16 protein-coding genes, 1 tRNA gene and 1 pseudogene are annotated in these 19,565 nt (G+C 74.1%); 8 read left to right on the top strand and 10 right to left on the bottom strand.

The features are described 5' to 3' along the window. Positions 1-40: 40 nt before the first annotated feature. From IH80_RS0106290 to IH80_RS0106255, 8 genes are all read right to left on the bottom strand, one after another. Positions 41-751: a hypothetical protein gene (locus tag IH80_RS0106290; protein WP_030958382.1), complete on the bottom strand. Its 711-nt coding sequence runs from the start codon at positions 749-751 to the stop codon at positions 41-43. Further along, entirely contained in the window at positions 748-1,197 is a 450-nt protein-coding gene (locus IH80_RS0106285; protein ID WP_030958380.1) for an acyl-CoA thioesterase, read from the bottom strand. Before IH80_RS0106285 ends, IH80_RS0106290 begins: the two co-directional genes overlap by 4 nt. Before the next feature lie 22 nt (positions 1,198-1,219). Beyond that, entirely contained in the window at positions 1,220-2,884 is a 1,665-nt protein-coding gene (gene ettA, locus IH80_RS0106280; protein WP_078906349.1) for an energy-dependent translational throttle protein EttA, read from the bottom strand. Between the two features lie 182 nt (positions 2,885-3,066). After that, entirely contained in the window at positions 3,067-4,545 is a 1,479-nt protein-coding gene (locus IH80_RS0106275) for a bifunctional phosphatase PAP2/diacylglycerol kinase family protein (RefSeq protein ID WP_030958377.1), read from the bottom strand. A 128-nt stretch (positions 4,546-4,673) separates the two neighbouring features. After that, positions 4,674-5,987: a thioester domain-containing protein gene (locus tag IH80_RS38940; RefSeq protein WP_030958376.1), complete on the bottom strand. Its 1,314-nt coding sequence runs from the start codon at positions 5,985-5,987 to the stop codon at positions 4,674-4,676. Positions 5,988-6,055: 68 nt separating this feature from the next. Continuing rightward, positions 6,056-6,466, bottom strand: coding sequence for a single-stranded DNA-binding protein (locus tag IH80_RS0106265; protein ID WP_030958375.1), 411 nt, complete (start codon positions 6,464-6,466; stop codon positions 6,056-6,058). A gap of 100 nt (positions 6,467-6,566) precedes the next feature. Beyond that, complete coding sequence (locus IH80_RS0106260) at positions 6,567-8,411, bottom strand: YfjP family GTPase (RefSeq protein WP_051808856.1); 1,845 nt, start codon at positions 8,409-8,411, stop codon at positions 6,567-6,569. 4 nt (positions 8,412-8,415) lie between these two features. Then, complete coding sequence (locus IH80_RS0106255) at positions 8,416-10,041, bottom strand: dynamin family protein (RefSeq protein ID WP_030958370.1); 1,626 nt, start codon at positions 10,039-10,041, stop codon at positions 8,416-8,418. 332 nt (positions 10,042-10,373) lie between these two features. On the opposite strand from IH80_RS0106255, the gene IH80_RS0106250 reads away from it, so the two are divergent. The 3 genes from IH80_RS0106250 (at position 10,374) to IH80_RS0106240 (ending at position 13,340) form a co-directional block, all read left to right on the top strand. Continuing rightward, positions 10,374-10,446: transfer RNA gene (locus IH80_RS0106250), tRNA-Arg, on the top strand. 413 nt (positions 10,447-10,859) lie between these two features. Then, the gene (locus IH80_RS0106245) at positions 10,860-12,161 is read left to right on the top strand and encodes a phosphoribosyltransferase family protein (RefSeq protein ID WP_030958369.1); all 1,302 of its coding nucleotides are present in this window, start codon (positions 10,860-10,862) and stop codon (positions 12,159-12,161) included. A 57-nt stretch (positions 12,162-12,218) separates the two neighbouring features. Further along, the gene (locus IH80_RS0106240) at positions 12,219-13,340 is read left to right on the top strand and encodes a sulfite oxidase (protein ID WP_030958367.1); all 1,122 of its coding nucleotides are present in this window, start codon (positions 12,219-12,221) and stop codon (positions 13,338-13,340) included. An 88-nt stretch (positions 13,341-13,428) separates the two neighbouring features. On the opposite strand, the gene IH80_RS0106235 is transcribed toward IH80_RS0106240, so the two are convergent. After that, positions 13,429-13,893 (bottom strand): phospholipase, encoded by a 465-nt coding sequence (locus IH80_RS0106235; RefSeq protein WP_030958365.1) that lies wholly within the window; start codon positions 13,891-13,893, stop codon positions 13,429-13,431. A gap of 239 nt (positions 13,894-14,132) precedes the next feature. On the opposite strand from IH80_RS0106235, the gene IH80_RS0106230 reads away from it, so the two are divergent. After that, complete coding sequence (locus tag IH80_RS0106230; protein WP_030958363.1) at positions 14,133-14,615, top strand: hypothetical protein; 483 nt, start codon at positions 14,133-14,135, stop codon at positions 14,613-14,615. On the opposite strand, the gene IH80_RS0106225 is transcribed toward IH80_RS0106230, so the two are convergent. After that, positions 14,612-15,385: an alpha/beta fold hydrolase gene (locus tag IH80_RS0106225; RefSeq protein WP_030958362.1), complete on the bottom strand. Its 774-nt coding sequence runs from the start codon at positions 15,383-15,385 to the stop codon at positions 14,612-14,614. The genes IH80_RS0106230 and IH80_RS0106225 overlap by 4 nt on opposite strands. Before the next feature lie 145 nt (positions 15,386-15,530). Here IH80_RS0106225 and IH80_RS0106220 point away from each other — a divergent pair, with 145 nt between their 5' ends. The 4 genes and pseudogenes from IH80_RS0106220 (at position 15,531) to IH80_RS0106205 (ending at position 19,467) form a co-directional block, all read left to right on the top strand. Beyond that, complete coding sequence (locus IH80_RS0106220; RefSeq protein WP_030958357.1) at positions 15,531-15,944, top strand: GNAT family N-acetyltransferase; 414 nt, start codon at positions 15,531-15,533, stop codon at positions 15,942-15,944. Positions 15,945-16,138: 194 nt separating this feature from the next. After that, positions 16,139-16,419 (top strand): annotated as a pseudogene (locus IH80_RS0106215) (serine/threonine protein kinase); the annotation flags it as partial. A 163-nt stretch (positions 16,420-16,582) separates the two neighbouring features. Continuing rightward, positions 16,583-17,860, top strand: a complete 1,278-nt coding sequence (locus IH80_RS0106210) for a S8 family peptidase (RefSeq protein WP_078906352.1) — start codon at positions 16,583-16,585, stop codon at positions 17,858-17,860. A gap of 311 nt (positions 17,861-18,171) precedes the next feature. Further along, complete coding sequence (locus IH80_RS0106205; RefSeq protein WP_234432141.1) at positions 18,172-19,467, top strand: hypothetical protein; 1,296 nt, start codon at positions 18,172-18,174, stop codon at positions 19,465-19,467. Positions 19,468-19,565: the final 98 nt, after the last annotated feature.

Genomic DNA, 19,565 nt, shown 5'->3' with positions numbered 1-19,565 from the left:
CACCCGCGGGTCGGCCGCGGGTGCGCGCCTGGTGCGCGGGTCAGACGGGGCTGACCCGGAAGGCGCCGAGGCCGCCGGTGGCGCCGGGACGGCGGGTGGCGACGGAGCCGTACGGGGTGCGCAGCCGCAGCCAGCTCCCGGAAGCGAGCAGCGCCACCGGGTCGGGGGCTGCGCCGGACGGGGTGGCGGGCACCGTGGCCCGTACCGGCCGCAGGAAGCCCAGGGACTGCGCGGCGTGCGCGACGCGCAGCGGCAGCTCGGTGTCGCCCAGGGTGCGGGACCAGATCTCGCGGCCGATGCGGTCGCGCTCGGACCGGGTCCGGTGCTGCGCGGGCAGGGCCTCGTCACGGGCCCGGAACTCGGCGACGGAGGATGCCAGGGCCTGGGCGATCGCTTCGGGGCCGGGCAGGCCCGGCAGCTGCTGCCAGCCACCGCGGGGCGGGAGCACCCCGGTCCAGGGCGGTCCGGTGACCGGCCCGGGCACGGTGGCCCCGGCCGAGGCCTCGTCCACGGACTCCAGCAGCTCACCGGCGGACACGGTGACGTCCAGCGGTGTCGTCACGGGTACGGCGAGCCGCACGGTGCGGATGGCCAGGACCTCGAAGGAGGGCGGCCGCCCGAACACGCCGAGCGCGCCGCCGCCCGACTGGAGGCGGACGGCGGCGGCCCGGTCGTAGTGCACCAGCCGGCCCAGGAAGGCGGCGAGGTCCGCCGCCTCCCCGGAGTCGGCGAAGCGCAGCTGCTCACTCATGCCGCGATGGCCTCGGCGCGCGGCTCGTCGAGGTACTCCTCGAGGAAGTGCCTCTCCTCGGCCGTGATGCGGCGGGGCCGCCCCGCGGCGAGGTTGTAGGGCACGACCACGGTCTCCGCGCGCACGTAGACGGTCTCGGGCCTGTCCTCGGTCGCCTCGTCCTTGACCTCGTAGCGGATGGTCAGGGAAGCGGCGCCTATCCGGGTCACCCAGGACTCGATGAGGACCGGCTCGTGCCGGTGTACGAGGGGCAGCTTGTAGTCGATCTCGTGGCGGGCCACGACGGATCCGCCCGTGAAGGACTCGCTGCCCTCCCCCGGCGCGAGGCGGAACATGAAGTCGATCCGTGCCTCCTCCAGATAGCGGAGGAAGACGACGTTGTTGACGTGCCCGAAGGCATCCATGTCCGCCCAGCGCAGGGGGCAACGGTATTGGTGTCTGGCCATGGCCGTGACCTCGGCTCTCCCCTCAGCCTCGGGTGAGCTTCTTGTAGGTGGCGCGGTGCGGACGGGTCGCGTCCGGGCCGAGCCGCTCGATCTTGTTCTTCTCGTAGGACTCGAAGTTGCCCTCGAACCAGAACCACTTGGACTCGCCCTCGTAGGCGAGGATGTGGGTGGCCACCCGGTCCAGGAACCAGCGGTCGTGGGAGACGACCACGGCCGCACCGGGGAACTCCAGCAGCGCGTTCTCCAGCGAGCCCAGGGTCTCGACGTCGAGGTCGTTGGTGGGCTCGTCGAGGAGCAGCAGGTTGCCGCCCTGCTTGAGGGTGAGCGCGAGGTTCAGGCGGTTGCGCTCACCGCCGGAGAGCACGCCGGCCGGCTTCTGCTGGTCCGGGCCCTTGAAGCCGAAGGCGCTGACGTACGCGCGGGACGGCATCTCGACGTTGCCGACGTTGATGTAGTCCAGCTCGTCCGACACGACCGCCCAGAGGGTCTTCTTGGGGTCGATGTTGGCGCGGCCCTGGTCCACGTAGCTGATCTTGACGGTCTCGCCGACCTTGATCTCGCCGGAGTCCGGCTTCTCCAGGCCCTGGATCATCTTGAAGAGCGTGGTCTTGCCGGCGCCGTTCGGGCCGATGATGCCGACGATGCCGTTGCGCGGCAGCGTGAAGGACAGGTCGTCGATGAGGACCTTGTCACCGAACGCCTTGGAGAGGTTGTTGACCTCGACCACGATCGAGCCCAGACGCGGGCCCGGCGGGATCTGGATCTCCTCGAAGTCCAGCTTGCGCATCTTGTCGGCCTCGGCCGCCATCTCCTCGTAGCGGGCGAGACGGGCCTTGGACTTGGCCTGGCGGCCCTTGGCGTTGGAGCGGACCCACTCCAGCTCTTCCTTGAGGCGCTTGGCGCGCTTCTCGTCCTTCTTGCCCTCGACCTTGAGGCGCTCGGCCTTCTTCTCCAGGTAGGTGGAGTAGTTGCCCTCGTAGGGGTGGGCGCGGCCGCGGTCGAGCTCGAGGATCCACTCGGCGACGTTGTCGAGGAAGTAGCGGTCGTGGGTGACGGCCACGACGGCGCCCTTGTACTGGGCCAGGTGCTGCTCCAGCCAGTTCACGGACTCGGCGTCGAGGTGGTTGGTGGGCTCGTCGAGGAGCAGCAGGTCGGGGGCCTCCAGCAGCAGCTTGCAGAGGGCCACGCGGCGCTTCTCACCACCGGAGAGGTTGGTGACCGGCCAGTCGCCGGGCGGGCAGCCCAGGGCGTCCATGGCCTGCTCCAGCTGGGCGTCGAGGTCCCACGCGTTGGCGTGGTCCAGGTCGTCCTGGAGCTTGCCCATCTCCTCCATCAGCTCGTCGGTGTAGTTCGTCGCCATTTCCTCGGCGATCGCGTTGAACCGGTTGAGCTTCTGCTTGATCGGGCCGACGCCGTCCTCGACGTTCTCCAGGACGGTCTTGGACTCGTCCAGCTTCGGCTCCTGCATGAGGATGCCGACGGTGTAGCCGGGCGACAGGAAGGCGTCACCGTTGGACGGCTGCTCGATACCCGCCATGATCTTCAGAACGGTGGACTTACCGGCACCGTTCGGGCCGACCACACCGATCTTCGCGCCGGGCAGGAAGTTCAGGAAGACGTCGTCAAGGATCACCTTGTCGCCGTGTGCCTTGCGCGTCTTGCGCATGGTGTAGATGAACTCAGCCAAGAGAAACCGTCCGGCAGATCGATGGTGGGCAGATACACCCCATCTTGCCGTACGTCCATACCCGCGGGCGAATGGGTAGGTCAGAGCCCGGTGGGCCGGGGCGGGGGTCGGCGGGACGGCCGGGCCACAGGCCGCCCGGGCGGCGGGCGGTCTGCGGGGCCACGGGGTCCGGGGCGGGGTGGTCAGAGGGGGCGGTAGACCGTGAGGGCGGCCGGGAGGGTGTCGAGGACGAGTTCGCTCGGGGCCTTGGCGTATTCGCCGTCGTAGGCGAGGGGGGTGCCCTGCGGGACGGATGCGACGCGCAGGCTGCGCAGGTGGGTGGCCGCGTGGACCGGGGACCGGCTCAGGGGGCCGGCGAAGGCGGCGGCCAGCAGCCGGGGGCCGGGCCGCCCGCCGCCGTAGACGACCCGCAGGTCGAGCAGGCCCTCGCCGACGCTGTCGCGGCGGCCCGGGGTGGGGCCGGTGCCGTGGTAGGTGCCGTTGCCGGCGAAGAGCAGCCAGACGCTCCGGGGCCGCCCGGCCAGCTTCAGCCGCACGGGCCGCTCGGCGCGCAGGACCTTCCAGGCCGCCAGCAGGGCGGCCGGGCCGCCGCCGATGCGCGGGCCCCAGTGCAGCCGGTGGCGCAGCAGCTCCGGGTAGGCGCCGATGCTGAAGTTGTTCAGGAAGTAGCCGGGCGCGCCGTCGGGGCCGGGGCCCGGGGAGAAGCGGCCCACGCCGATGCGGACGGCCTCCCCGTGCTCCAGGGCTTCGCAGGTGGCCTCGGGTCCGAGGAGGCCGAGGTCGAGCGAGAAGTGGTTGAGGGTGCCGCCGGGGAACACGGCCAGGGGGACCCCGGCCTTCAGGGCGGCGGTGGCGGCCGCGTTGACGGTGCCGTCGCCGCCGCACACCCCGAGGACGGTGGAGCGCGAGGCCGCCTCCGCCAGTGCGGGGAGCAGGTCCGCGCCCTGGCACTCGATCACCTCGGCCTTGGGGAGCCGGGCGCGCACGACGTCGGGCACGGCCGCGGCCGTGCCCGACCCGGTGTTGACGACCACCGTCAGCCCGGCCCCGTCGGGCAGCGCGGGGACCCCGATGGCCTTCGGCTCGTCGCCCGGCACGGCCCGGGCCTCCTGCACGTCCCGCGCGAGCCGCCGTACGACGAAGGCGGCGGCCACGCCCAGGGCCGCACCCGCGACCACGTCGGAGGGGTAGTGCACGCCGGTGTAGACCCGGGAGAACGCCACCGACGCGGCCACCGGGGCGAGCGCGGCACCCAGGGCGGGGGCCTCCAGCGCCAGCCCGGCGGTGAAGGCGAAGGCGGACGCCGAGTGCCCGGACGGGAAGGAGGTGGTCTGCGGCTGCACGGCCAGCTGCCGGACCGCGGGCACGCCTTCCAGCAGCGGCCGGGGGCGGCGTACGGACCACTTGCCGATGGTGTTGATGGTCGAGGAGGCCAGCGCCAGGGAGGCCGCCCCGCGCAGGGCCGCCTTGCGCGCCCCGGCCGATCCGAAGACGGCGATGGCCGCGGCGGCCCCGCCCCACAGCACGCCGTGGTTCGCGGCCCGCCCGAGGCGGGGCAGCACGCGGTCGGCGCCGGGCCAGTGCCTGCGGGCCACGGCGTCGAACAACCGGCGGTCCCACCGCGCGAAGGCGCCGGTCCAGGTCAGTTCTTGATCAACCATTTCCTGCCTCTACCCCGGATCCCTTACCGGAACCGGCGCGGCGCCCGGCGCCGGCCGCTTTCCTCGTCCCTGTTCCGCTTTCCTCGTCACCTGGTCCGCCTTCCTCGTCCCCTGCTCCGCTTCGCTTCCTACTCCTCCTCGTCGAGAGGGCGCTTGCGCAGCAGCAGGACGACCAGGCCGCCCAGCACGACGAGGCCCACCGCCAGGGAGGCGATGACGGGCGTGGCGGCCGAGCTGCCGCTGGTCGCGAGCCGCTCCTCGTCCGGGGAGGTCGTCGCGAGGGACGCGGACTGCGCGCCCAGCGCGACCGCCCCCGGACCGGCGTCCGGGTCCGAGGCCCCGGCCGGGGTCGCACCGGCCTCGGGCGGCGGGGGCGGCGGCCAGGCCGCCCGCGCCGTCGCCGTCGCCGCGGACTCGCTGGAGCCGGCCACGATCTGCGCCTGGGCGGGGACGCCGCTGGTGAAGACCCGCCCGACCGGCACCTTGGTCGCCCCCTGGACGGTGACCGACGCCGTCCCGTCGGGGGTGCCCGCCGGCACCTCGAAGTAGATCCGGCTCCCGTTGGCCGCCGTGGTCAGCGGCTGCCCCTCGGCGTCCACCACGCGCACCCCCATGGCGACGGCCGCCGCGTCCGGGATGACCGCCACGCTCCGCGCGCCGGTGCGCACCGTCACCGGGCCGAGCCGGGTGCCGACCGGCCCCGACACGTCGCCGGGGCCGAGTCCCAGCGAGGCGGGCGGCTCCGGCATCTGTCCCGCCGCACGCTGGAGGTAGTCGGCCAGCTTCTCCGCGGCCGGGTCCGCCGCCTCGACGCGCACCCCGTCCGCGAGCCGCCAGATCGCCACCTGGGTCCCGGCCGCCGCGCTCTCGGCGGTCAGCGACACGGCCCCGGCCGCCTTGGCGAGCCCGGCCAGGTCGTTCAGCTGCGGGTAGGAGTGCTCCAGCACCCAGCGGATCCGTCCGGCCTGCCCGTTGCCCGCCAGCGGGCTGCCGCTCCAGCCGCTCTCCGTGTACCGGGCCTGCGGCTGTGCGTTGCCCGCCACCCCGACCCCGTACGTCTGGAGCATCCCGCCACCGTCGACCCGCATCTCGTACAGACCGGCGGGGATGTGCCGCACCGATCCGTCCCCGGCGTGGAGGACCGCCTGCCCGAACGTCTTCAGCCCGTCCAGCACGGCGCTCGCGCCCTCCGGTACGCGGGGCGCCACCGGCCCGGAGTCGGCGGCGGCCCGGGCGCCGGGCGCGGCGGCGAGGGCCGCGGCCAGCAGGGCGGCCGCGAGCGGCCGACGGGCGGCCCCCCGCGGCGCACCGCCGGTGGGAGCATCGAGAACGGGAGCAGCAGGTACCGAAAGAGCAAGAGCGGGAGCAGCCGGTACCGAAGCAGCAGGAGCAGGAGCAGGAGCGGGAGCAGGAGCGGAGGATGCGGGAACGGCAATCGACACAGTCTTCCCCTTCGGGCCAAAGACCCAGGTGCCCGTGAGTACCGGGGAATCCTAACCGCCTCGAACACTCAACCCACCGACGCCTTCTGAGTGCCCATCAGCGGATGATCGGTTCTCACCACTCGCCGGAAGGCCGCCGTCCCGCGGTTCAGGTCGTGCCCGATGGCGGTTGCCTCGATCTCCGCGCTGACCCACCGGTTTCCCCCCTCCCCGGCCGGTGGGTCGTCCCGCACGCGCAGCCGCCCGTGCACCACCAGCGGCTCGCCCACCGATACGGAACCGGCGAGGTTCACCGCGAGGGTGCGCCGCGCCCACACCGTGTAGAAGCTGGTGGTCCCGTCCGTCCAGGCGTCCTTGCGCCGGTCGTAGTACCGGGGCGTCACCGCGAAACGGAACCGCGCCGACGGACCGTGCACCGTCTCCTTGTAGTCGACCTGTGTCGCCACATGGCCCACCAGCGTCACCTGGGTGTCGTACATCCCGGTCGCCCTCCCCCGTCGTCCCGGCCCGCACGGACCATCCGTACGGGCTACGGACCATGCTGCGTCCGGCGGCCCGTCCCCCGCTCCGACCTGTGGATTACTGGCGGGTTGTGGACAACCGGCTCCCCCCTGCGGCGACCGCGGCGTACTGCTCCCGCACCTCCCGGTAGCGCAGCAGCTCCGCCGCCACAGGTTCCAGCACCCGGGCCCGTCCGCACCCGGCGGCCGCCTGCCGCAGCCTGCGCTCCGCGTCCTGCCCGTACCGCCGGGCCGGGCCCCGGGCCGCGATCGAGCAGGCCCATTCCACGAGCGGCCCGCCGATGATGCCCGCCACCATCAGCAGCACCGGCGGCACCAGCTCGGGCTCCAGGACCCCGACGATCTGCCCGACGAGCCACAGTCCGCCGAAGATCTGGAGCAGCGTCATGGCCGCCTGCGTCAGCACCGCCGCGGGCCACCAGGCGGGCCGCGGCGGTTTGGCGTTCGACACGGCGACCGCCGCACCGAGGGTCACCGCGATCTCGTCCAGCGCCTCCGGAAGCCCCTCGGCACCGCGCACCGCCGTCTCCCGGACCGCCTGCGCCCACGGGTCGGGCAGGCCCGCGACCGCTTCGTCGGCGACGACCCGTACGGCCTGCTCCACCCGCTGACGGGCGGTCACCTCCTCCTCGACCGGAGCCTGTGCGGCCGTCTGGCCCCGGCCGCCGATCGCCGCCAGGGCGGCCAGGCCCGCCAGGGTGCGCGGCGCGCGCCGGTTCTCGTACCAGCGCCACAGCCGCAGCCACGGGGTCCCGCACGCCTTGCCCGCGTTGCGCCGCCAGGCCCGTTCGGCGGCGAGTCCGGCCGCGCAGGCCCCGACCGCTTCGGCGAGCCGGTCCTCGAACTCGGTGCGCGCCGCTTCCCCGATCTCCGGTCCGGCATGCCCGTCGGCGACGTAGAGCGGCCGCAGGCGGATCGCCGCGCGGTCCACGTCCGCCGAGATCCGCCGGGTCGCGGCGCCCTTCTCCTGCGTGAACTGACCGAGGAGTTCGCGCAGCTCCCCGACGCCGTCGCCGGTCAGGGCGGACAGCCCGAGGACCGTGGCGCCGGGCTCGCCGTGCTCGCCGAGCGCGATGCCGTCCTCGTCGAGCAGCCGGCGCAGGTCGTCCAGTACGAGGTCGGCGGCCTCGCCGGGCAGCCGGTCCACCTGGTTGAGCACGACGAAGGTCACCTCGGCGTGTCCGGCCAGCGGCCGCAGGTACCGCTCGTGCAGCACCGCGTCGGCGTACTTCTCCGGGTCCACGACCCACACCACGGCGTCGACCAGCGCCAGTACCCGGTCCACGTGCTCGCGGTGCGCGGCGAGCGCCGAGTCCAGGTCCGGCAGGTCCACGAGGACCATCCCGCGCAGGGCCTCGGCCTCGGAGGTCTCGCGGGGCCGGCGCCGCAGCCGTCCGGGAATCTCCAGCCGGTCCAGGAGCCCGGCTGCCCCGTCCGACCAGCTGCACGCGATGGGCGCGGCGGTGGTCGGGCGGCGCAGCCCGGTCTCGGAGATCTGCACCCCGGCGAGTGAATTGAAGAGCGTGGACTTGCCGCTTCCGGTCGCTCCGGCGATCGCCACGACCGTGTGCTGGGGCGAGAGCCCGCGGCGTGCGGCGGCCTCGTCCAGTACCCGTCCGGCTTCGGCGAGGGTCTTGCCGTCGAGCCGGGTCCGGGAGAGCCCGACCAACTGCCGCAGCGCGTCGAGGCGCTGGCGCAGGGCCCGCGCCTCGGGGCTGAGCGGGGGCGCGGCCGACTTGCCGCCGTCGCTGCCGGCGCCCGAGACGGCCCGTACGAGCGCTTCGTCGCCCTCGTCGCCCGCGTCGGCGGCGTCCCCCTCGCCCGCTTCGACGGGGCGGGGGCGGGAACGCGCGATGAACCCGTCGTCCCAGCGGTCGTCGGTGCGGTCGGTCAGGGCGGTCACGGCGTCACCTCTCCTTCTGCAGTACGGACAGCGCGGCGATCAGTTCGGCCTGCGGTTCCGGGCTCACTTCGAGTGCTTCCAACGGGGCGAGGCGGCGGTCGCGTTCGCCGCGCAGCACCTCGTCGAGGTGGTCGCCGACGAGTTCCCCGCCCTTGTCGCGCAGTCGCAGGGCGGCCTGTGCGCCGATCCGCTCGGCGAGCTTCTCCCCAGCGGGCCGGGCCCGTTTGCCGCCGAGCAGTGCGGCGGCGAGCAGGGCCGCGACGGCGTCGGGGTCGGGTGCGGGCTGCCGGTCGAGTCCGCCCACCTCCTCCTCGACGAGTTCCTCCAGCACGCGCCGCCAGCGGCGTACGGCCATGCCGATACGTTCGCCCGCCTCCCTGTCGGGCGTGGGCAGGACCAGCGCGCCGGAGGCCGGTTCGCGGCGCCAGGCCTCGGCGATCCGTTCGTCCGCGGCGGCGACGGCGCACTGGAGCAGGGCGGCGAGCGACTCGGCGAGCGAGTCGAGCAGTTCGTCGGCGCTGGTGTCGAGGGGGTAGCCGCGCCAGCGGGTCAGCGCGTCGCCGGCCAGTACGGCGCCCCGGTCGAGGCGGCCCCGGACCCGCTTGCCCTCGCGCCGGTACGCGTCCTCGACGGCCGACGTCAGCCGTACGGCGGCGGCGTGCTGGGCGGCGACGGCGGAGGCGAGTTCGGGCATCCGGCTGCGCAGGGAGTCCAGGGCGCCGAGGGCGGTGCGCCCGACGGCGTACTGCCGGGCGGCGGGGTCCTGCGCGTGGTGGGCGAGCCAGGCGAAGAGCGGGGCGACGGCGCTGGCCGGGAGCAGTCCGCCGCCGCCGGTCGACTCGGGGAGTTCGGGGACGGTGAAGCGCGGTACGTCTCCCAGGCCGGCCTTGGTGAGCAGGGCTCCGTACTGGCGGGAGACCTCGGCGAGGACCTGGTGCGGCACCCGGTCCAGGACGGTGACCAGGGTGGCCCTGTACTGCTTGGCGGTGCGCAGGATGTGCCAGGGGACGGCGTCGGCGTAGCGCGAGGCGGTGGTGACCATCACCCAGACGTCGGCGGCGCAGATGAGTTCGGCGGCGAGTGTCCGGTTCTCGACCACGAGGGAGTCGATGTCGGGGGCGTCGAGGATGGCGAGTCCGCGCGGCAGGCTCGAGACGGTCTCGATCCGCATCTCGCGGGTCTCGTGGCCGCCCCGGGTGCCGGTGCGGCCGCGGCCCGGGCCGCGGGGGGCGGCCTTGGGGGGCGTGTCGTCGTCCTCGTGGGGCACCCAGACCCGCATCAGGTCGGGGAGTACGCGCATTCCGGCGAACCAGTGGTGGTCGTCGGGGTGGCAGACGAGCACCGGCGTGCGGGTGGTCGGGCGCAGCACGCCGGCTTCGCTGACCTGGCGTCCGACGAGGGAGTTGACGAGGGTGGACTTACCGGCCCCGGTGGAGCCGCCGACCACGGCGAGCAGGGGCGCCTCGGGCGCCTTCAGGCGCGGTACGAGGTAGTCGTCGAGCTGCGCGAGCAGCTCGGATCTGGTCTGGCGGGCCCGCGGGGCGCCGGGCAGGGGCAACGGCAGACGTACGGACGCGACCCGGTCGCGCAGGGCGGACAGGGCTTCGAGCAGCTGAGGCCGAACATCCAAGGTCACCACATGCGAAGAATGCCCAATTTAGGACCATTTTTGAAGCTTATACGTCCCCTGCGCGCCGACCGCGACTTCAGTGGGACATTCTGGGCACGACGGACGAGTGGGGCGCAGGCATAACGAGTGCACAACACCCAGGGCGCCGCGGCGCAAAAGCGATGCGAGAATCGCACCTGCCTGCGATTATCGGGACCGCTTCACGGAACCTCCACATCGTGGCCCGCGAGTGAAGCAACCGGGACAAGGCGGCCGGAGCCCTATCCTTGACCCGGAACGGACCGAAGTCCCACCCCCACCAGGGGCTCCAGGCCCACCAAGGCCACCTTCCGGCCCCCGTAGCTCAGTGGATAGAGCAGGTGCCTTCTAAGCACTTGGCCGCAGGTTCGAGTCCTGCCGGGGGCACACATTCTTCATCACCCGAAGCCCTCCCTCCGCGGAGGGCTTTCGCGCAGGTCGCAGCGGTCGGCGGGGTTGGCCGGGCCGGTCGGGCGGGGCCGCAGGACCCCGCTCCGGACGCACCGGGAGGCCGTCCGCGGCGGCCCCCTTCACGGCCGCGCGGGCCGAACTCGCCCGCGCCGGGCCGCAGATCGGCCGGAAACAGACCCTGCGGGCCGTGCGGCGGACCCGTCGACGGGAAGACGGCCGCTCCACCTCCGGGGCCATCCCGGGGGCATCCCGGGGATGCCCCCGGGCAGCTGCGGCGATGGATGCCGCGGTCCGCCGGCCTCCCCGACTTGCGGGAATCCCCCGCGTGGGGTTGCGTCGGAAGGAGGGGGTGCGTGGTCCCGTCTCCCCTCGGGTTGGGGGTGAACCCCGTGCTCTTCACCGACCGCGCGGACGCCGGGGAGCGGCTCGCCGCAGCCCTCCGCCCTCTGCAGGAGGAACGTCCCGTCGTACTGGGCCTGCCCCGCGGCGGCGTCCCGGTGGCCTTCCCCGTGGCGCGGGCCCTCGGCGCCCCGCTGGACGTGATCGTGGTCCGCAAGCTCGGTGTCCCGCACCACCGCGAGCTCGGCTTCGGGGCGATCGGCGAGGGGGGCGTACGGGTCATCAGCGAGGACATCGTCCGCAGCAGCCGCGTCACACGCGAGGACCTGGAGGCGGTCGAGCGCGCCGAGGAGGCGGAGCTCGCCCGCCGGGCCCGCAGGTTCCGCGGCGACCGGCCCCGGGTGGCCCTCGACGGGCGGACGGTGATCGTGGTCGACGACGGGATCGCCACCGGAGCCACGGCAGCCGCCGCCTGCCAGGTCGTACGGGCGCAGGGCGCGGCCCGTGTGGTGCTGGCCGTCCCGGTGGCCCCGCCCGACGCGGTCGCCCGGCTGCGCGAAGAGACCGACGAGGTGGTGTGCCTCTCCGCGCCGCCGGCCTTCCGGGCCGTCGGCGAGTGGTACCGGGACTTCTCCCAGACCTCCGACGAGGAGGTCGTCTCCCTGCTGGCGCGAGCGGCGGCCGGCCCACGGCCCGCGCGGGCCGTCGGGAGCGTCGGCGCCGTCGAGGCCGCCCGGCCCGTCGAGGTCGAGGTGGACGCCGGCGGTCTCGCCCTGGCCGGCGACCTGGCCCTGCCGGAGGGGGCCGGGGCGGTCGTGGTGTTCGCCCACGGCTCCGGCAGCAGCCGCCGCAGCCCGCGCAACCGGACGGTCGCGGCGGACCTGAACCGGGCGGGCCTGGGCACCCTGCTCTTCGACCTGCTGACGCCCGCCGAGGAGGCCGACCGGGCCAACGTCTTCGACATCGAGCCGCTGGCCGGACGGCTCGCGGCCGCCACCGCCTGGCTCCGCCGGCGCGCGCCCCTCCCGATCGGTTATTTCGGCGCGAGCACCGGGGCCGCGGCCGCGCTGTGGGCCGCGTCCGCCGCCGACGCCGACATCGGCGCCGTGGTCTCGCGCGGCGGCAGGCCCGACCTCGCCGGGCCGCGGCTGGCCTTCGTACGGGCGCCGACCCTGCTCGTCGTCGGCGGCCGCGACACCACCGTGCTGGAACTCAACCGCGCCGCGCAGCGTGAGCTGCTCTGCGAGACCCGGCTGGAGGTCGTCCCGGGAGCCACGCACCTCTTCGAGGAACCGGGCGCCCTGGACGAGGTGGCCGCCCTGGCCCGCGGCTGGTTCACGCGGCACCTGTGACGGGTGGCCCGCGGGCGACGACGTGCCCTGCGGGGCGGGGCGCGCGACGATGGGGAGATGGAAGAGGCGTCCGTGCGCGACATCAGCGCCCCGGCGCGCATCGCCCCCGCCGGTGAGGGCATCGGCCAGGAGGAGTTGGCGCTCGCGGCCCGCAATCACGGCCTGCCGCTGGAGGCCCTGCGCTACGAGGTCACGCCGCCCGGACTGCACTACGTCCTGGTCCACTACGACATCCCTGCCGCCGACGCGGACGGCTGGCGGCTGACCGTGGGCGGCCTGGTCGACGCGCCGCTGTCGCTGGACCTCGAGGTGCTGCGGGCGTTCCCCGCCGTCACCCGCCGCGTCACGATGGAGTGCGCGGGCAACGGCCGGGCGCTCCTGTCCCCCCGGCCGGTCAGCCAGCCGTGGCTGGTCGAGGCGGTGGGCACCGCCGACTGGACCGGGGTCCCGCTGGGTCTCGTCCTGGAGGCGGCGGGGGTGCGGTCGGATGCCGTCGAAGCGGTGTTCACCGGGGCCGACCACGGTGTGGAGCGCGGTGTCGAGCAGGACTACCGGCGCAGCCTGCCCCTGCCGTACGCCATCGGGGAGGACTCGGGCGTGCTGATCGCCTACGCCATGAACGGCCGGCTCCTGCCGCCGCAGCACGGCTATCCGCTGCGGCTGGTCGTACCGGGCTGGTACGGCATGGCGCACGTGAAGTGGCTGCGGGACATCACCCTCGTCGACGCGCCGTTCACCGGGTTCCAGCAGTCCGTGGCCTACCGCTTGCGGTGGTCCGCCGACGATCCGGACGACCCCGGCGAGCCGGTGACCCGTATCGCGCCGCGCGCCCTGATGGCCCCGCCGGGCTTCCCCGACTTCATGTCGCGCACCCGCGTCGTGCACCCCGGCCCGGTACGCCTGGAGGGGCGGGCGTGGTCCGGCCACGGAGCCGTGGCCCGGGTGGAGGTGAGCGCCGACGACGGCCTGACCTGGGCACCGGCCGAGGTGGCGGCGCCGGGGGCGCATCCGTGGGCGTGGCAGGCGTGGAGCTGCGTGTGGACGGCCGTACCGGGCCGCCACACGCTCACCGTCCGCGCCACGGACACCGGGGGACGCACCCAGCCGCTCGAAGAGCCGTGGAACCGCGGCGGTTTCGCCAACAACGTGGTCCAGCGGGTCCCCGTGCTCTGCGTGTGATCGCGCGACCTGCGTGTGATCGCGCGCTCTGCGTTGATGACGCGGCCTGCGTCTGATCGCCTGCTCTGCGCGTGAACGCCTGTGATCGCTAGGAAATGCCGAGGAGCCTGACCGCCTGGTAGTACGTCCAGGCGGTGCCGTCGCACGAACGCTTGCGGCTGCCCGTGTAGTAGGCGCACACCCGCTTCATGTCCGCGTGGAACGCGTCGTCGAGCCGGGCCTTGGCGGCCGGGAACAGCCCGGCCGCCCGGTGGTTGCGGTAGCCGAAGTCGTGGCGGGCGCAGGCCGCCGCGAAGGGGTAGCCGAAGGGGTTGTCCGGGGAGGTCGTGCACTGGTCGGTCGACCAGTCGAAGCCGTACGCGGACCAGGCGGCGCGGTGTTCGCGCGCGTCGGCCCAGGCCTCGTAACTGGCGGCGCTGGGCTGCGTCCAGCGGCTCAGCACCTGCGGTTTGTCGGCCGGGACCCCGGGTGCGGCCCAGGCGGCGGGAGAGAGGGCGAGCACGGCGGTGGCCGTGGCGGTCGCGAGGGCGGGCAGGAGGCGGCGACGGCGCATGGGGGTCCTCGGGGGCCGGGCGGACGGTCATCCGGCCAACGGGGCCGGGCGCCGCCCGGTTACTGGGCGGCGCCCGGCTCCTGCGGCGCCCGGCTCCTGCGGGGCCCCGCTCACTGCGTGTCGCACGGCCGTCACCGGAGGCCCTCCCAGGTATGACGCCGTGTGAGACCTTCGGCTGGGGCACGGTTCGTTCTGAGGAGGGACGCGCGAGGGGCACCTCCCCGCCGAGACTGGAAGGCATGAAACGCCGCCCGCTCGTCATCGCCGCCGCCACCGTGGGAGTCCTCGCCACCGCCGCCTTCGCCCTGCCCAACCTGCCGCCCAACCCCGTGACGGACACCATCGACCACAAGGTGTACAAGGAGAAGGGCAAGCGTTTCGCGACCGCCGCCGACGCCCCGGCGCGCGCGCAAGCACCCTTCGCCCTGCCGTCATGGATACCCAAGGACGCCACCGACGTCCGTATACGCGTGCGTACCACCGGGGAGGCCCGGCTCATACGGTTCGACCTGGGCAAGACCCCGCTCGACGGCCCGCAGTGCACGGCGGGCACGCCGAAGCGGCAGGGCGCCCCGGAGCTCCACGCCAGGTGGTGGCCGAACGCCCTGCGGGCCGAAGTCCGCTCCGAGTGCCGGGACTTCCACCAGTACCAGGTCGCCGTGCGCGGCAAGCGGGTCTACGCCTGGACCGACGGCACTCCGTCGCCGCGCGCCCAGGGTTAGGCGGTGGCGTCCAGGGCTGCGGCGGTGGCCCTGGCGAAGGCCTCAGGGTTGTCCAGCATGATGTTGTGCCCGCAGTCGGGGACGGGCACGACGGCGACGCCCGCGGCCCGGAGGGCGTCGGCACCGGGAAGCGGGGCGTCCGCCTCGGGCAGCAGGAAGGCGCGCGGGATCTTCAGTTCCAGGAGCAGCTCGCGCATGGTGGGGGTGGTGCCCGCCGCGAGGTGGACGGCGCTGCGGTACAGGGCCGTACGGCCGGCCAGCCGCATCGTGGACCACCAGTGCGCGCCGGCCCTGTCGCGCACCTCGGCCCAGCCGCCGGCCAGGAACTCCTCCTCGGTGTAGGAGGCGATCCCGCTGCTCCCCGCGGCGCCCGGCCTGGGCGGCGCGGGATCCAGGTTGGCGTCGACGAGCACCAGGCGGGACACCAGGTGCGGGTGGCGGTCGGCCAGTACGACGGCCACGGCCCCGCCCATGCTGTGGGCGATCAGCTCGGCGCCCTGCGCACCGGCCTCGGCGAGGGCGGCCGCCAGCGCGTCGGCGTGCTCTTCGAGGGTGTAGCCGAAGCCCTCGGGCCGGTCGCTGTGCCCGTGGCCCAGCAGGTCGACCAGCAGGGAACGGCGGCCCGCCAGCAGCGGGTGCACGGCGCTCGCCGCGAAGTAGGCGGGCGAGGTGGCACCCAGGCCGTGCACGTACACCCTGGCCGGTGCCCCGCCCGGCAGCTCGACCCAGCGGATCCGGTCGCCCTCCGGCGTGACCACGGCATTCCTCACGAAGCTCCCCCTCGTCCCTCAAGTCCTCGGCGCCCCGGACAGGTTAGTCAGCGCCGCGCCCGCCCGGCGGGAGTTTCCGGGCCGCCCGCCACGCCGTGCCCGGCTACGCCCGCCCTGGGTCCGTGCACGCATTATCGTGACCGCCATGGACATCCGCCGGGCCCTCACACCCGCCGAGCTCTCGGCCGCCGAATCCCTCTTCGACGGGCCCGCCCGCGAGGAGTGGTCCGAGCGCTTCCTCACCGCCCCCGGGCATCTGATGCTCATCGCCTACGTCGACGGCGTGCCCGCCGGGATGGTCTCCGGCATCGAGATGAACCACCCCGACAAGGGGACGGAGATGTGCCTGTACGAGCTCTCCGTGGACGAGGGCTACCGGCGCCGCGGGATCGGGCGCGCCCTGACCCTGGCGCTGGCGGACGAGGCCAAGGAACGCGGCTGCTACGGCATGTGGGTGGGGGTCGACACCGACAACGAGGCCGCGCTGGCCACCTACGACGCCGCCGGTGCACGTGACGAGGGCGTGTTCGCGATGCGCGGCTGGCCGCTCGCGCAGTAGCCCGGACGGGCCACTCCCGGACCCGGTCCCCCGGTAGACCTCACCGCAGATCTCACCGACCACCTCACCGCAGCCTCACCGCAGGTCCCTTCGCACCGTGCACCGGCAACTGCCGTGCTCTGCAAGGCGCTTAGGGCGGGCCGCGGATCAACTCGCTCGTTGGTAAGGGCACCGGGGGATCGGGGGGGAGGGCGATGAACAGCGCCACCGAGGTGTTCGAGTCATTGCGGGCGGACCATCCGTCCACTGTGGCCGGTTACCGCGTCGCGGCCCGGCTGGGTGCCGGCGGCATGGGCCGGGTCTACCTGTCGCACACCCAGGGCGGCCGGCCGGTCGTCATCAAGGTCGTACGGCCGGACCTGGCGGACGACCCGGCGTCCGGCGGCGGTTCCGCCGCGAGGTGGAGGCCGCCCGGCTGGTCAGGGGCGCGTACACGGCCGAGCTGATCGACGCCGACGCCGACGGGACGCCGCCCTGACCGGCCACCCTCTACCTGATGGCCGATATGACGGCCTGGCGGACGGCCGGACCGGGCGGGGGCGGCTGCAGGCACGGAACCGCCCGGGCGGTGGCGTGTCGTGCGCCCACTCGGCGCACCCTCCGCGCGCCCGCACCACCCCTCGCAGAGCATCGGCCGCATGACCGCAACCGCATTCGCCGCGCTCCTCCCCGCAGCCGCGCTCCTCCCCGCCGCCCTGCTCTCCACCGCCGTCACGGGCCCCCCGCCGGTTCCCGAACCCGATGCGGGCTCGCGCTCCACCGCGCCCTACGTCGTCGTCCTCAAGGACACCGCCTCGCGCGCCCCGACCCGCGCCCTGGCCGCCGAGGCCGCGCGGGCGGGGGACACGGTCGGTCCCGTCTACGAGGCCGCCCTCGACGGCTTCGCCGTGCGCACGACCACCGCGCGGGCCGCAGCCCTGGCCGCCGACCCCCGGGTGGCCTCCGTGGAACCGGACGCGGTCTTCCACATCACCGGCACCACCAGCACCACGGACGCCACGGATACCACCAACACCACTGCCGCCACGGACACCACGGACACCCCCGATACGCCGCGCACCGTGCCGCAGACCCCTGCCCCCTGGCCCCTGGACCGGATCGACCAGCGCGAACTCCCGCTCGACGGCTCGTACACGTACGCCACGAAGGCCGAGGGCGTCACCGTCTACGTCCTCGACACCGGGATCAACACCCGCCACCAGGAGTTCGGCGGCCGCGCCCGCGCCGGCCACAACGCGGTGTTCATGGAGGGCTCCCGCGACTGCAACGGACACGGCACGCACGTCGCGGGGACGGTGGGCGGGCAGACGTACGGGGTCGCCAAGGGCGTCGCCCTCGTCTCGGTCAAGGTGGCCGACTGCCGCGGCGACGGGAGGCTGTCGGCCATGCTCAGGGGGATCGACTGGGTGGTGAAGGACGCCGCCCGCGCCCCGGCCACCCCGGCCGTGGCCAACATGAGCATGGGCGGCAGCCGCAGCCGCGCCCTCGAAGCCGCCGTCCTGCGGACCGTGTCCTCGGGCGTCACCTTCGTCGCGGCCGCCGGCAACGGGGGCAAGGACGCCTGCGGCGGCTCCCCCGCCTCCGTCCCGCAGGCCCTCACCGTCGGAGCGACCGACTCCGCGGACCGCCGGGCGGCGTTCTCCAACCACGGCGCCTGCGTCGACCTGTTCGCGCCGGGCGTGGCCGTCATCTCCGCCTGGAAGGACTCGGCCACCGGCACGGCCCGCTCCTCCGGCACCTCGATGGCCGCCCCGCACGTGGCGGGGGCCGCCGCGCTGCTCCTGGCCGGCGGTGCGGTGCGTACCCCGGCGCAGGTGGCCGAGGCCCTGGTGCGCCGCGCCGTACCCGGCCGGATCACCGGTCTGCCGGCCGGCACCCCCAACCTGCTGTTGCACGTCACCGCCACCACCCGCTGACGGCCGGCCGCTGCCTGCTGCCCACTGCCCGCTCCCCACTGGCCACGAGCCCGCACAGGGGCGAACAAGGCGGAACATGGCCTTGACCGACGGCCGGACCGGCCGCCGGGTCCCGCACGCGCCGACCGGCCGGTACCCGGTGGGTCATCAGCCCCTCCCTGATGGCCCATCAATTTCTGTGTGCTTCGGGCGAAAGCAAGTCATTGACTTCTCATCACCATGACGCGTCAATATCGGCCACCGCACCGGCTCGGCCTCCCCCACACAGCGGGTGGGGGGAGGGTTCGTCATGACGAAGGAGTCGCGACCCAGTGAGAACGAGAACGCATCTACGAAAGGTGCTGGCAGGGGCGGGGGCCCTGTCGCTGGCCCTGACCGGCGCAGTGGCGGGCCTGGCGGGCTCCGCGCAGGCCGCGACCAAGACCACGGCCGTCTTCGAGAACTGCGACGCCCCGGCGCCGCAGCCGGACGGCTCGGGCAACCAGAACTGGACGGTCACGCTGCCCGACGGCGCCAAGGCCGGCGACGTCGTCCCGATCACGATCGACCCGGGTGCGAGCCCGCTGATCCCCTCGTTCTCCGTCACGACGGTGAACACGTCCAAGATCACCCTCAAGGTCGGCGCGACCACCCAGGTGGTCACCAGCCCGCCGGAGACCGTGTCCGTCGTCGCGGGGCAGCCGCTCGACCCCAAGGCGTTCTCCGGAACCATCAAGATCCCGGACGGCACCGAGGGCACGAGCGTCCAGGTCGCCCTCGATCTGGCGGTGACCGACGCCGACCTCTCCGGTTCGGTCTTCACCACCACCTGCACCCCGGCGCCCCGCCCGAGCGCCTCGCTCGGATCGGTCGCGGTCGAGGCGCTGCCCAAGGACCCGGTCACCACGAAGCTGACGCCCAACAGCGGCCCGGCGGGCACCGCCGTCGTCGTGAACGGCGCCAACTTCCCGGCCGGCCCCGTCACCTGTTCCGCCCTGCTCGCGGGCGCGGCAACCGGTGACACCGGTACGGGCACGGCGGACGCGTCGGGCGCCGCCACCTGCAACATCACGGTCGGCAAGAAGGCCGACGCGATCCGGATCGACGGCTCGATCACCCCGTACAAGGCCTTCGTGTTCATGGAGGACCAGCCGGGTGTGAAGAACCCGGTCGACGTCGAGGTCCTCCCCGGACCGCTGGCCCTGGGCCCGAAGGACGGCCAGCCGGCCGTCAGCTTCGGCGCGGTCACCATCAACGGCAAGGCCCAGTCGGTGGTCGGCGTCTTCAACGCCGCGACCGTCCAGGACTTCCGCGGCGGCTCCCTCGGCTGGGACGTGACGGCGACGCGTACGCCGTTCCTGAACCAGACCACCGGCCACTCGATGCCGAAGGCGCAGATCGGCATCCAGCCGTCCTGCACCGTGACCAACCCGGACAGCCCGAGCACCTGCACCGCGGGCACGCCCGGCGCGATCTCCGACGTCCCGATGAAGGTGGCCTCCCAGGCCGCCGGGGGCGACGAGCTGACCGGTGGTGAGTTCGCCGTCGGCGGCGCCGGGATGATCCAGCTCCCGCCGTTCATGTTCGCCGACACCTACCAGACGGTCGTGACCTTCTCGATCGCCTGACCCGCACTCGTACGGCCCGCTCCACCAGGGTGGTGCGGCGCTCCGGCGCCGCACCACCCCTTCCCCTTTCTCCCCACCGCCCTTCCCCCCTGCCGCGC

Source organism: Streptomyces sp. NRRL S-378, from assembly GCF_000720645.1.
In the GTDB taxonomy this organism is placed as follows: Bacteria; Actinomycetota; Actinomycetes; order Streptomycetales; family Streptomycetaceae; genus Streptomyces.
This window is presented reverse-complemented; position numbering and strand designations above follow the sequence as displayed.